Source organism: Pseudomonas sp. Z4-7 (genome assembly GCF_051131965.1).
Taxonomy (GTDB): domain Bacteria; phylum Pseudomonadota; class Gammaproteobacteria; order Pseudomonadales; family Pseudomonadaceae; genus Aquipseudomonas.
The window spans coordinates 5,560,146-5,572,835 of the sequence record NZ_CP071642.1 but is presented as its reverse complement, the minus strand read 5'-3'; the positions used below and the strand labels follow the sequence as shown (position 1 = coordinate 5,572,835).

Below are 12,690 nucleotides of genomic sequence, written 5' to 3'. Positions count from 1 at the left end.
AGTGTTTTTGTCGAGCCTTTTCCCAAGGCATCTGGTTCAATGCCCGTGTCGACCCTTCAAGAAGACCCTCCCTGCCATGGAAATCTCAGGAAACACCGCGTTCTATGCCGGTCTGAGCACGATTCAGACAGGGCAGTACCGCGTTGATCAGGCCTCTAGCCAGATTGCCAACAACACGATCGAGCGCTCGGTCACCAGCCAGTCCTCCGACGTTCAGGTGGATCGCCTGCGTTCGGTGGATCGCAGTCAGCAATCGGACCTGACCAGCAACATGGTCGAAATGGCCCAAGGCAAGTTCCAGGTGCAACTGGGGGTGAACGTTGCCAAGGCTTCCGACGAAATGCTCGGAACGTTGATCGATACGTTCGCCTGACTCTGCCGTTCAGATGTAGTGAAAACGCCGCGATTCATTCGCGGCGTTTTTGTCTCTAACTCTTTCTTCCTCAACTAATCTTTCACTGCGCGAGCCGTGCCTCTGCTTGGCGATGGATTTTTCACGGCCGAAATTTCCTGCAGGACGATGACGAACGGCAAAAGATCGCCGCTTGACAAGGTATGGGCGTAAACGTATGTTTCAAACAGCTGTTTGATCGCTATAACAAATCCACGCGGTCGTTCATTCCCGGTTACATCAGCAGAGGTTTATCGCTATGCCTGACTACAAGGCCCCCTTGCGTGATATTCGCTTCGTTCGTGACGAACTGCTCGGCTACGAAGCGCATTATCAGAGCCTTCCAGCGTGCCAGGAGGCAACTCCGGACATGGTTGACGCCATCCTCGAAGAAGGCGCCAAGTTCTGTGAGCAGGTGCTGGCGCCGCTGAACCGCGTGGGTGATCTCGAAGGTTGCACTTGGAGCGAGTCCGGCGTGAAAACCCCGACCGGCTTCAAGGAAGCCTACAAGCAATTTGTCGAAGGCGGCTGGCCGAGCCTGGCCCATGACGTGGCGCACGGTGGCCAAGGCCTGCCGGAATCCCTGGGCCTGGCAGTCAGCGAGATGGTCGGCGAAGCCAACTGGTCGTGGGGCATGTACCCGGGCCTGTCCCATGGCGCGATGAACACCATTTCCGAGCACGGTACCCCCGAGCAGCAAGAGGCTTACCTGACCAAGCTGGTATCCGGCGAATGGACCGGCACCATGTGCCTGACCGAACCGCACTGCGGCACCGACCTGGGCATGTTGCGCACCAAGGCCGAACCTCAGGCCGACGGCTCCTACAAAGTGACCGGCACCAAGATCTTCATCTCGGCCGGCGAACACGACATGGCCGACAACATCGTCCACATCGTGCTGGCGCGCCTGCCGGACGCACCGGCTGGCACCAAAGGTATCTCGCTGTTCATCGTTCCGAAATTCCTGCCTGAGGCCGACGGCTCAATCGGCCAGCGCAACGCAGTCAGCTGTGGCTCCCTGGAACACAAGATGGGCATCCACGGCAACGCCACCTGCGTGATGAACTTCGACGCGGCCACCGGTTTCCTGATCGGCCCAGCGAACAAGGGCCTGAATTGCATGTTCACCTTCATGAACACCGCTCGCCTGGGTACCGCGCTGCAAGGCCTGGCCCACGCCGAAATCGGTTTCCAGGGTGGCCTGAAGTACGCTCGCGACCGCCTGCAGATGCGTTCCCTGACCGGCCCGAAAGCACCGGACAAGGCCGCCGACCCGATCATCGTGCACCCTGACGTGCGTCGCATGTTGCTGACCATGAAAGCCTTCGCCGAGGGCAACCGGGCGATGGTGTACTTCACCGCCAAGCAGGTCGACATCGTCAAGTACGGCGTGGATGAAGAAGAGAAGAAGAAGGCTGACGCCCTGCTGGCGTTCATGACCCCGATCGCCAAGGCGTTCATGACCGAAGTCGGCTTCGAATCGGCCAACCACGGCGTGCAGATCTACGGCGGCCACGGCTTTATCGCCGAGTGGGGCATGGAGCAGAACGTGCGTGACAGCCGCATCTCGATGCTTTACGAAGGTACCACGGGCATCCAGGCGCTCGACCTGCTGGGCCGTAAAGTGCTGATGACCCAGGGCGAGGCGCTCAAGGGCTTCACCAAGATTGTCCACAAGTTCTGCCAGGGCAACGAAGGCAACGAAGCCGTCAAGGAATTCGTCGAGCCGTTGGCTGCACTGAACAAGGAGTGGGGCGAACTGACCATGAAGGTCGGCATGGCCGCCATGAAGGATCGCGAAGAAGTCGGCGCGGCCTCGGTGGATTACCTGATGTACTCCGGTTACGCCTGCCTGGCTTACTTCTGGGCCGACATGGCGCGCCTGGCTGCGGAAAAACTGGCGGCCGGCACGACCGAAGAAGCGTTCTACACCGCCAAGCTGCAGACCGCGCGCTTCTACTTCCAGCGTATCCTGCCGCGCACCCGCACTCACGTGGCGACCATGTTGTCGGGCGCCAACAACCTGATGGACATGAAAGAAGAAGACTTCGCGCTGGGCTACTAAGCCTTAAGCGTTTCTTCAAAAAGCCGCTGCTTCTTCGGGAGCAGCGGCTTTTTCATGTTTGTCATAACCCCAGTCAGGCCATCGACAAACCCGTGGCGAGGGATCTTGCTCCCGCTGGGCTGCGAAGCGGCCCCCAAACCTGCCGAATACGGAGCATCCGACACACCGCGCCCGCCGGTTTACGACTGCTTCGCAGCCGAGCGGGAGCAAGCTCCCTCGCCACAGGGGAACCATGGCGATCCTGAAACAATATTCATCGAACCGGACCCTAAGAAAACTTCCTGCCCTGCCGTTACAGCGATGGCAGTGTGACATCTGTCACCTCTCGCGTGCCTTACTGCTCCAGTTGCAGGCACAATGCCATCTTTGATCAGCCGGGTCGGAGCTTTACCCTTGCCGCGTCTTTCCGTAATGCGCTTCAGCCATTTCCTACCGTCGACAGTGCTTTTACTGGCGGGGCTCGCGGCTGCCTACGTCAAGGACCTGAACGTCTTCTTCACATCATTGTTCAACGTGCTTCCTACGCTGGTGTTGTTGTTGGGCGGGGCGTACTGCTCCGTTTACCGACGTCAGCGCGAACTGTTTCTGATGGTCACGGTGTACATCGCTTATTTCCTGCTGGATACCCAGACCGACTTCTATCGCGATAACGGCAAGGTGCGCGAAGACGCGGCGGTGGTTTTCCATCTGGTCTGCCTGCTGCTGCCGCTGTTGTTCGGGCTGTTCGCGGCGTGGCAGGAGCGCACGCATCTGTTCCAGGACATGGTGGCGCGTTTCGCGGTGCTGCTGGCCTTTGGTGGCGTGGCCCTGGCCCTGGAGCAAAGCTTTCCCCAGGCCCTGCTGCTGTGGCTTTCGGAGATACGCTGGCCGGCGCTGCATGGTGCCTGGATGAGCCTGATCCAATTGTCATACCCGGTGTTTGCCGCTGCGTTCGTGCTGCTGGCCTGGCAATACTGGCGTAACCCGCGGCCCTTGCATGCGGCGCAGTTGGTGGGGTTGGTCGGGTTGTTCTGGATGCTGCCGAAGACGTTCATCTTGCCGTTCACCCTGAACATCATGTGCAGCCAGGTAATGCTGATGATCGCCGCCGCGGTTGCTCACGAGGCCTACCAGATGGCCTTCCGCGATGAGCTCACCGGCCTGCCGGGGCGCCGGGCGCTGAATGAACGCATGCAGCGCCTGGGTCGCAACTACGTGCTGGCGATGAGCGACGTGGATCACTTCAAGAAATTCAACGACACCCACGGTCACGATGTCGGCGATCAGGTGCTGCGCCTGGTGGCCAGCAAGCTGTCGAAAATCGGTGGTGGCGGCAGGGCTTATCGTTACGGCGGCGAGGAGTTTGCTCTGGTGTTTGCCGGCAAGACCATTGATGAATGCATGCCTCATCTGGAAGTCATCCGCCAGTCCATCGAGACGTACGCCATTCAACTGCGTAATCCCGACAATCGCCCCCAGGACGATCAGCAAGGTCGCCAGCGTCGCTCCGGCAGCGGCGCCACCAGCGTATCGGTGACCGTCAGCATCGGCGTGGCCGAACGCGTGGACCAGCGCACGCCCGAGGAAGTGCTCAAGTCCGCCGACCAGGCGCTCTACAACGCCAAGGGGGCGGGGCGCAATTGTGTGATTGCCTTCGGCCAGAATCGTCGCGGCGCAGTGCGCATGGAAGCCGCCGCGGGTTGAGTGATGACGGCGCATTCAGCGTCTGGAGATTGATTGTGGGCCTTGGCGGCCGGCAGTAGGTTGGGATGATCTGCTACCGGAGAAAACCACCATGCCCGAGTACAAAGCCCCGCTGCGCGATATGCGTTTCCTGATCGACAACGTCTTTGATTTCCACGGTCGCTATGCCGAGTTGGGGGCCAGCGACGCCAGTCCGGACATGGTCAGCGCCATCCTCGAAGAAGGTGCCCGATTCTGTGAGAACGTGCTGGCTCCGCTTAATCGTCCGGGTGACGAAGAGGGCTGCCATTTCGATACCGGCGTGGTCACTACACCTACGGGCTTCAAGCAAGCTTTCGCACAGTATGTGGAAGGCGGCTGGCACGGCCTGGCAGCGGATCCGGCTTATGGTGGCCAAGGCCTGCCCAGCTCGCTGGGGCTGGTGATCAGCGAGATGATCGGGTCGAGCAATACCTCCTGGGGCATGTACCCCGGCCTGACCCACGGCGCCATGTCGGCCATCCACGCTCACGGCACCGAACAGCAGAAACAGACCTACCTCAACAAGCTCACCGCCGGCCAGTGGACCGGCACCATGTGCCTGACCGAAGCCCACTGCGGCACTGACCTGGGCATCATCAAGACCCGCGCCGTGCCTCAGGCGGATGGTAGCTACGCGGTGACCGGCAGCAAAATCTTCATCAGTGCCGGCGAGCACGACATGAGCGACAACATCATTCACTTGGTGCTCGCCAAATTGCCGGATGCTCCCGCCGGGACCAAAGGCATCTCGTTGTTCATCGTGCCCAAGTTCCTGCCCGATGCAGCGGGCGAGGCCGGTGAGCGCAATGGTGTTTCCTGCGGTTCGATCGAGCACAAGATGGGCATCAAGGCGTCGGCCACGTGCGTGCTGAACTTCGATGGGGCCAAGGGTTTCCTGATCGGCGAACCGAACAAGGGCCTCAACTGCATGTTCACCATGATGAACCACGCCCGCCTCGGTACCGGCATGCAGGGCCTGTGCCTCGGCGAAGCGAGCTTCCAGGGTGCGATCAAATACGCCAACGATCGCCTGCAGATGCGCTCTTTGACCGGCCCGAAGGCGCCGGAAAAAGTCGCCGACCCGATCATCGTCCATCCCGACGTACGTCGGATGCTGCTGACCATGAAAGCCTTCAACGAAGGCAACCGGGCGCTGACCTATTTCACCGCGCAACTGCTCGATACCGCGCATTTGAGCCGCGACGAAAGCGCCCGCCAGGAAGCCGAAGACCTGCTGGCCTTCCTCACCCCGATCTGCAAAGCCTTCATGACCGACACCGGGCTGGAAGTGACCAACCACGGCATGCAGGTCTTTGGCGGTCATGGCTTCATTCGTGAGTGGGGCATGGAGCAGCTGGTGCGTGATTGCCGGATCGCGCCGATCTATGAAGGCACCAACGGCATCCAGGCCCTGGACCTGCTGGGGCGCAAAGTGCTGGGTAGCCAGGGCAAGTTGCTGCGCGGTTTCACCAGAATCGTTCACAAATTCTGCGCTGCCAATGCCGGGCATCCGCAGCTCCAGGCTTTCATTGCGCAACTGGACGGGCTCAACCAGCAATGGGGCGAACTGACGACGCAGGTCGGCATGGCCGCCATGAAAAATCCGGATGAGGTGGGCGCCGCTTCGGTGGATTACCTGATGTACAGCGGGTATATCATTCTGGCCTATCTGTGGTTGCGCATGGCGTTGGTGGCCCAGGCGCAACTCGACAGCGGCACTGGAGACAGCGATTTCTGCCGGGCCAAGCTGGCGACGTGCGAGTTTTACTTCAAGCGCCTGCTGCCGCGTACGGCCGCCCATCGGGCTGCAATAGAGGCAGGGAGCGATTGCCTGATGAGGTTGCCGGCGGAGTTGTTTGCGCTTTGACAGGCTGAAACATTTCTCAGTGGCGAGGGAGCTCGCTCCCGCTGGGGTGCGCAGCAGCCCTCTAGTGAGCGCTGCGCACTCAAGCGGGAGCAAGCTCCCTCGCCACGGAAAAACAGAGCTTCGAGGTTGACTAAAAATAACAAAACAGTCACAGGTTGACCCTATGTGTCTCAAAAGTTGTTGAGGTACACTCTGGGCCATTGCGAGAACGCTTTCCTACGAACCAATTGTTTAGATCCTGCGAGGTTTGCCATGGCTGACTACAAAGCGCCCCTGCGCGATATGCGCTTCGTCCTCAATGAAGTATTCGAGGTCGCGAAACTCTGGGCTCAACTGCCGGCGTTGGCCGAAACCGTAGACGCTGAAACCGTCGAAGCGATCCTCGAAGAGGCGGGCAAGGTCACCGGTAAAAGCATCGCGCCCCTCAGCCGTGCAGCTGACGAGGAGGGCTGCCACTGGGCTGACGGCGCCGTGACCACCCCGGCGGGTTTCCCTGAAGCCTACAGGACCTTCGCTGAAGGCGGTTGGGTCGGCGTCGGCGGTGATCCAACGTACGGTGGCATGGGCATGCCCAAGGCGGTTTCGGCCCAGGTCGAGGAAATGGTCAACTCCGCCAGCCTGTCCTTCGGTCTGTACCCGATGCTTACCGCAGGAGCCTGCCTGTCGATCAACGCCCACGCCAGTGAGGAATTGAAAGCCGCGTACCTGCCAAACATGTACGCCGGCGTCTGGGCCGGCTCCATGTGCCTGACCGAACCCCATGCCGGCACCGACCTGGGGATTATCCGGACCAAGGCTGAGCCCCAGGCTGACGGCACCTACAAGGTCAGCGGCACGAAGATTTTCATTACCGGTGGCGAACACGACCTCACCGAAAACATCATTCACCTGGTGCTGGCGAAGCTCCCCGACGCACCGGCGGGCCCGAAAGGCATTTCGCTGTTCCTGGTGCCGAAATTCATGGTCAACGCCGACGGCAGCCTGGGCGCACGCAACGCGGCCAACTGCGGTTCGATCGAACACAAGATGGGCATCCAGGCGTCCGCCACCTGCGTGATGAACTTCGACGAAGCAGTGGGTTACCTGGTCGGCGAGCCGAACAAAGGCCTGGCGGCGATGTTCACCATGATGAATTACGAACGCCTGGGCGTGGGGATCCAGGGCCTGGCCTCCGGCGAGCGTTCGTACCAGAACGCTGTCGAATACGCCCGTGATCGCCTGCAAAGCCGTTCGCCAAGCGGCGCGCAGAACAAGGACAAGATCGCCGACCCGATCATCGTCCACCCGGATGTGCGCCGGATGTTGCTGACCATGAAAGCGTCGAACGAAGGTGGCCGGGCATTCTCCACCTACGTGGCGATGCAACTGGACACCGCCAAGTTCAGCGAAGACCCGACGACTCGCAAGCGTGCCGAAGATCTGGTGGCCTTGCTGACGCCAGTAGCGAAAGCTTTCCTGACCGACCTGGGCCTGGAAACCACCATTCACGGCCAGCAGGTTTTCGGCGGCCACGGCTACATTCGAGAATGGGGCCAGGAGCAGCTGGTGCGCGACGTGCGCATCACCCAGATATACGAAGGCACCAACGGCATCCAGGCACTGGACCTGGTGGGGCGCAAGATCGTCGGCAACGGCGGGGCGTTCTACAAACTGTTCGCCGACGAGATTCGTCATTTCACCGCTACCGCTGGCAGCGATCTGACGGAGTTCACCCAGCCGTTGAACGATGCCGTCGGCACGCTGGACGAGCTGACCGAGTGGCTGCTGGACCGGGCGAAAAACAATCCCCATGAAATTGGCGCGGCTTCGGTGGAGTACCTGCAGGCGTTCGGCTACACCGCGTATGCCTACATGTGGGCGCTCATGGCCCGGGCGGCCCTGGGCAAGGAAAAGCAGGACGATTTCTACGCGAGCAAACTGGGCACGGCACGTTTCTATTTCGCCCGCCTGTTGCCACGAATCCATTCCTTGGGCGCTTCGGTAAGGGCGGGCAGCGAGTCGCTGTTCTTGCTGGAACCCGGTCAGTTCTAAAAGAAGACGATATGTAGGAAAAAGCTTACATGACGTGCTGGCGATTTCCCTCTATCGGCCGATTGGATCCACGGCTAATCTAGCTTCCATGGACGTAGCGCAGGACGCGCAAAGTTACAACACGGACACGTAGGATTCTGCCAGGAAGGCGGAGTGAAATGGATGTCAGGGAAACAGTCTGCAAAGCCCCGCTTCGGCGGGGTTTTCTTTTGCCCGCGTTTTTTGCCTGCGTATCTTCTCCCTGCGGCGCGCCTCTTTGGACGCGCACTGAACCCTGACGAGCGGTCAGCTGTCCATGAGCTATATGGCAATGTGGCCATCGACCATCAGGAGCTGTCCATGGATATCATTCGAATCATCATCGCCATTCTGTTGCCACCGCTGGGTGTGTTCCTGCAAGTCGGGTTCGGCGGGGCTTTCTGGCTGAACATTCTGCTGACGCTGTTGGGTTATATCCCCGGCATCGTGCATGCGGTGTACATCATCGCCAAGCGCTGAAGTTAATGTAATGACTACGACCTCTGTGGCGAGGGAGCTTGCTCCCGCTCGATTGCGCAGCAATCGCAAAAGCCTGGGGCCGCTCCGCGACCCAGCGGGAGCAAGCTCCCTCGCCACAAGTACTTGTCGCTTCTAGAGGCGAGCATCCATCACCCTGCGATAGAACAACCACTCATGCTCCAGCGCATGTGCCTGGTTCGCGGCCTTGCGAAAGCCATGGCGCTCATCAGGGTAGTAATGAGCCTCGACCGCAACACCGTTGTCTTCCAGCGCCTTGACCATGTCGCGGGTCTGCTGAGGCACGACCACGGCGTCCAGTTCACCTTGGAAAAAAATCACCGGCGCGCGAATCCTCTCGGCATGCAGTAACGGGGTGCGGGCCCGGTAGCGTTCGGCGTCCAGTTGCGGGTCGCCGATCAGCCAGTCCAGATAGTCACCTTCGAATTTGTGCGTAGCGCGGGCCAGGGCAACGGGATCACTGACGCCGTAGAGGCTGGCGCCAGCGCGGAACACGTCCCGGAACGCCAGGGCGCAGAGGCTGGTATAGCCTCCCGCGCTGCCGCCACGGATGAAGGCGCAGCGGCCATCGACCAAGCCTTGCTCATCCAGGTAAGCAACCACGGCGCAGGCATCCTCGACATCCACCACGCCCCAACTCAAATGCAGCGCTTGCCGATAGGCGCGGCCATAGCCGCTGCTGCCACGGTAGTTGAGGTCGGCAACGGCGAAGCCGCGCTGGGTCCAATACTGGATGCGCGGGTCGAACATCGGGTAGCAAGCCGAAGTGGGCCCGCCGTGGACGAACACCACCAGCGGCGGTTTCGCGTCGGTGTTCATGGCTGGATAAAAAAAACCGTGGGCTTCGCTGGACGCAGAGGGATAGCGCAGAGTCCGGGGGCGGCTGATTTGCTCGGGAGGCAACGGCGCGATGCCTCCGGCCAGCACCAGCGCTTCATGACTGCGCCGCTCGATCGCAATGACCGCCGAGGGGCTGGCTGGCGAGGCGGCAATGGCACAGATGAATTGCTCATCCAGCGCGAGGCTGCGGAAGCGGCTGTAAGTGCCGGTGAAATCTTCGAGCACGCCGCCGCAGCGCAGCCCCAACCGCCCGAAGCCGGCCTCGGTCCAGCTTGCCAGGTAACTGCTTTCATCCACCGGCAACCATGTACACCCGCCCAGTTGCCAAGGCGCCGGGGCGTGATCGGCTTCGGCGGCGTCCATTGGCTTCAGGACGCCGGCGCGTTCACTCCAGGGCTGCCAATAACCGTCTCGGTCGGTCAGGCAATAAAGGCGACTGCAAGCATCGAAGCGAGGTTGCTGGATGGATTCTTCGCCATCATCGCCGGCCACGCAGCATGGCGCTGCCCAGGTTGAATCGTTGCGTTCGGCGAGCATCAGCCGCGTCGCTGTCCATGGCTGGTGAGGGCGACTCCATTCAATCCAGGCGAGACGTTTTCCGTCGGGGCTCAAGATCGGCGCGGCATAGAAGTCCGCGCCTTCGGCCAATACACGGCGTTGGTGATCCGCCAGCCCGATCGATACCAATCGATGCTGATCGGCCTGTTCCTCCACGGCCAGCACGTGCCCTGTGGCGAAGTGCAGATCGCCGTATCGACAATCGCCCGCGGTCAGCGCTACCGGACACTGGTCGCGCAGCGATTGGTGATACAGCTGTTGGTCGCTTTCGTTGACGAACAGTACGCCGTCGTCGCTCAGGCAGAACGACCCGCCGCCGTATTCATACACCCGGCTGCGCACACTGAAACCGTCCGGGGTCAGGCAACGCGCCTTGCCGTCTCGCCAATGCCAGATCCGGCAAGCGCCATCTTCGGGGCGGTATTCGTTCCAGAAAAGACCCTGGGGGCCGAGTTGCAGCTCGGCAAAGTCGACGCCTGCCGCGACGGCCTGGGCGGCGCTGAAAGGTTCAGCCTTTAACGATGAGGCGCGAGTTTCGTTCATTGCGAAAGGCCAGTTGTTCAATGGTTTGCGTGGCATGCTCGGCGTCTTCGCGAGCCTGGAGAATCATCCCGTGGTGCGCGGATTTGCTGCACACCGGATCGGCATTGCTGGCGTCACCGGTGAGCATGAACGCCTGGCAACGACAGCCGCCAAAGTCCTTTTCTTTTTCATCGCACGAGCGGCAGGGCTCGGGCATCCAGTCATAACCTCGAAAACGGTTGAAGCCGAACGAGTCGTACCAGATGTGTTGCATGCTGTGGTCACGCACATTCGGGAACTGCACCGGCATCTGCCGGGCGCCATGGCAAGGCAATGCCGTGCCATCTGGGGTAACGGTCAGGAAGATGCTGCCCCAGCCGTTCATGCAGGCCTTGGGACGTTCTTCGTAGTAATCCGGGGTCACGAAGATCAACTTGCACGGGTTACCTTCGGCCTCGAGCCTGGCCCGGTATTCATTGGTGATGCGCTCGGCACGCACCAGTTGTTCCCGCGTGGGCAGCAGGCCGACGCGGTTGAGGTGTGCCCAGCCATAGAACTGGCACGTGGCGAGTTCGACAAAGTCCGCCTCCAGGGCGATGCACAGCTCGATGATGCGGTCGATCTTGTCGATGTTGTGCCGATGGGTGACGAAGTTCAGCACCATCGGATAACCATGGGCTTTCACCGCTCGGGCCATCTCCAGTTTTTGCGCGAAAGCTTTTTTCGAACCGGCCAGCAGATTGTTCACCTGCTCGTCGCTGGCCTGGAAACTGATCTGGATGTGGTCGAGGCCGGCCTTCTTGAAATCGCTGATTTTCTGTTCGGTCAAGCCGATGCCCGAGGTGATCAGATTGGTGTAGAAGCCTAGCTTGCGCGCCTCGCCGATCAGCTCGGCGAGGTCCTGGCGCACCAACGGCTCGCCACCGGAAAAGCCCAGTTGCGCGGCGCCCATTTCCCGGGCCTCGCGAAAGACCTTGAACCACTGCTCGGTGCTCAGCTCCTTGCCTTGCTCGGCAAAGTCCAGCGGGTTGGAGCAGTACGGGCATTGCAACGGGCAGCGATAGGTCAGCTCGGCCAGCAGCCACAGCGGCAAGCCGACGGCGGGCTTCTCAGGCAAGGGTGATCCAGTGCTGTGCACGGGCGACCTCCATGAATTGCTCGATGTCGTCACCGAGTTCCGGCACGTCCGGGAATTGCTTCTCCAGCTCGCCGATGATCGCCGCGACATCCCGTTCACCATCGATCAGGCCGCCGATCAGCGAAGCGCTGTCGTTGAGCTTGATCATGCCTTCAGGATAAAGCAGCACATGGCCTTTCTGGGCCGGTTCGTATTGGAAGCGATAGCCGGGACGCCACTGAGGGGTTTTGCTGCGGTCGAAGCTCATAAGGTAATCCCTTTATGCCACACCCGTTGATCGGTCACGCTGTGATAGGGCGGGCGTTTTAATTCGTAAGCCATGCTCATGGCGTCGAGCATGCTCCAGAGAATGTCCAATTTGAACTGGAGAATTTCCAGCATGCGCTGCTGGCCTGCGCGGGTGGTGTAGTGCTGCAAGGTGATCGCGAGACCATGCTCCACATCACGCCGAGCCTGGCCCAGGCGGGTGCGGAAATATTCATAGCCGGCCGGGTCGATCCAGGGGTAGTGCTGCGGCCAGCTGTCCAGGCGCGACTGGTGGATCTGCGGGGCGAACAGTTCGGTCAATGAGCTGCTGGCGGCTTCCTGCCAGGAGGCCCGGCGGGCGAAGTTGACGTAGGCATCCACGGCGAAGCGTACGCCGGGTAGCACCAACTCTTGTGAGCGCAGCTGATCGGGGTCCAGGCCCACTGCCTGGCCCAGTCGCAGCCAGGCTTCGATGCCGCCGTCTTCGCCGGGGGCGCCGTCATGGTCGAGCAGGCGCTGGATCCACTCGCGACGAATTTCCCGGTCCGGGCAGTTGGCCAGGATCGCGGCGTCCTTGAGTGGAATATTCACTTGGTAGTAAAAGCGGTTCGCGACCCAGCCCTGGATCTGCTCGCGCGTGGCGCGGCCTTCATACATCGCCACGTGATAGGGATGATGGATGTGGTAGTACGCGCCTTTGGCACGCAGGGCCGCCTCGAACTCGGCGATGGACAGGGGGGTGTCAGTCATTTCGGTTCTCCTTGGATAACCGCTGGCGGATGGGTTGCCTGGTCGGCCTCTTCGCGAGCAGG

At 60.8% G+C, this 12,690-nt stretch carries 10 protein-coding genes; 6 read left to right on the top strand and 4 right to left on the bottom strand.

Annotated features, from left to right (window positions below):
- The first annotated feature begins 76 nt into the window (after nt 1-76).
- The 6 genes from J3P91_RS25070 to J3P91_RS25045 all read left to right on the top strand — a co-directional run bounded on the left by J3P91_RS25070 (nt 77) and on the right by J3P91_RS25045 (nt 8,556).
- A complete protein-coding gene (locus tag J3P91_RS25070; RefSeq protein ID WP_305498355.1) occupies nt 77-373 on the top strand; it encodes a pyrroloquinoline quinone biosynthesis protein PqqE in 297 nt (98 codons plus the stop codon).
- A gap of 277 nt (nt 374-650) precedes the next feature.
- Nucleotides 651-2,456 (top strand): phenylacyl-CoA dehydrogenase, encoded by a 1,806-nt coding sequence (locus J3P91_RS25065; RefSeq protein WP_434571371.1) that lies wholly within the window; start codon nt 651-653, stop codon nt 2,454-2,456.
- Between the two features lie 393 nt (nt 2,457-2,849).
- Complete coding sequence (locus J3P91_RS25060) at nt 2,850-4,139, top strand: GGDEF domain-containing protein (RefSeq protein WP_305498358.1); 1,290 nt, start codon at nt 2,850-2,852, stop codon at nt 4,137-4,139.
- 91 nt (nt 4,140-4,230) lie between these two features.
- Nucleotides 4,231-6,027, top strand: coding sequence for an acyl-CoA dehydrogenase C-terminal domain-containing protein (locus J3P91_RS25055; protein ID WP_434602026.1), 1,797 nt, complete (start codon nt 4,231-4,233; stop codon nt 6,025-6,027).
- 252 nt (nt 6,028-6,279) lie between these two features.
- The gene (locus J3P91_RS25050; protein WP_434602025.1) at nt 6,280-8,058 is read left to right on the top strand and encodes an acyl-CoA dehydrogenase C-terminal domain-containing protein; all 1,779 of its coding nucleotides are present in this window, start codon (nt 6,280-6,282) and stop codon (nt 8,056-8,058) included.
- Nucleotides 8,059-8,397: 339 nt separating this feature from the next.
- A complete protein-coding gene (locus J3P91_RS25045) occupies nt 8,398-8,556 on the top strand; it encodes a YqaE/Pmp3 family membrane protein (protein WP_038436734.1) in 159 nt (52 codons plus the stop codon).
- A gap of 132 nt (nt 8,557-8,688) precedes the next feature.
- On the opposite strand, the gene J3P91_RS25040 is transcribed toward J3P91_RS25045, so the two are convergent.
- From J3P91_RS25040 to pqqC, 4 genes are read right to left on the bottom strand one after another with little or no spacing between them, the layout of a single operon-like run.
- On the bottom strand, nt 8,689-10,515 hold the full coding sequence (locus J3P91_RS25040; RefSeq protein ID WP_434602024.1) for an alpha/beta hydrolase family protein: 1,827 nt from the start codon (nt 10,513-10,515) through the stop codon (nt 8,689-8,691).
- Nucleotides 10,481-11,611, bottom strand: a complete 1,131-nt coding sequence (gene pqqE, locus J3P91_RS25035; RefSeq protein WP_370871052.1) for a pyrroloquinoline quinone biosynthesis protein PqqE — start codon at nt 11,609-11,611, stop codon at nt 10,481-10,483. Before pqqE ends, J3P91_RS25040 begins: the two co-directional genes overlap by 35 nt.
- Entirely contained in the window at nt 11,604-11,879 is a 276-nt protein-coding gene (gene pqqD, locus J3P91_RS25030; protein WP_434571379.1) for a pyrroloquinoline quinone biosynthesis peptide chaperone PqqD, read from the bottom strand. The genes pqqE and pqqD overlap by 8 nt, the downstream gene beginning before the upstream one ends.
- Nucleotides 11,876-12,628 carry a pyrroloquinoline-quinone synthase PqqC gene (pqqC, locus tag J3P91_RS25025; protein ID WP_434602023.1) on the bottom strand — a complete coding sequence of 251 codons (753 nt, stop codon included), beginning with the start codon at nt 12,626-12,628 and terminating at the stop codon, nt 11,876-11,878. Before pqqC ends, pqqD begins: the two co-directional genes overlap by 4 nt.
- Nucleotides 12,629-12,690 lie beyond the last annotated feature (62 nt).

Coding starts and splice junctions, on each gene's coding strand:
- J3P91_RS25070 (WP_305498355.1), top strand. CDS start 77: ATGGAAATCTCAGGAAACACCGCGTTCTATGCCGGTCTGAGCACGATT.
- J3P91_RS25065 (WP_434571371.1), top strand. CDS start 651: ATGCCTGACTACAAGGCCCCCTTGCGTGATATTCGCTTCGTTCGTGAC.
- pqqC (WP_434602023.1), bottom strand. CDS start 12,628: ATGACTGACACCCCCCTGTCCATCGCCGAGTTCGAGGCGGCCCTGCGT.
- J3P91_RS25050 (WP_434602025.1), top strand. CDS start 6,280: ATGGCTGACTACAAAGCGCCCCTGCGCGATATGCGCTTCGTCCTCAAT.
- J3P91_RS25045 (WP_038436734.1), top strand. CDS start 8,398: ATGGATATCATTCGAATCATCATCGCCATTCTGTTGCCACCGCTGGGT.
- J3P91_RS25040 (WP_434602024.1), bottom strand. CDS start 10,515: ATGAACGAAACTCGCGCCTCATCGTTAAAGGCTGAACCTTTCAGCGCC.
- pqqD (WP_434571379.1), bottom strand. CDS start 11,879: ATGAGCTTCGACCGCAGCAAAACCCCTCAGTGGCGTCCCGGCTATCGC.
- J3P91_RS25055 (WP_434602026.1), top strand. CDS start 4,231: ATGCCCGAGTACAAAGCCCCGCTGCGCGATATGCGTTTCCTGATCGAC.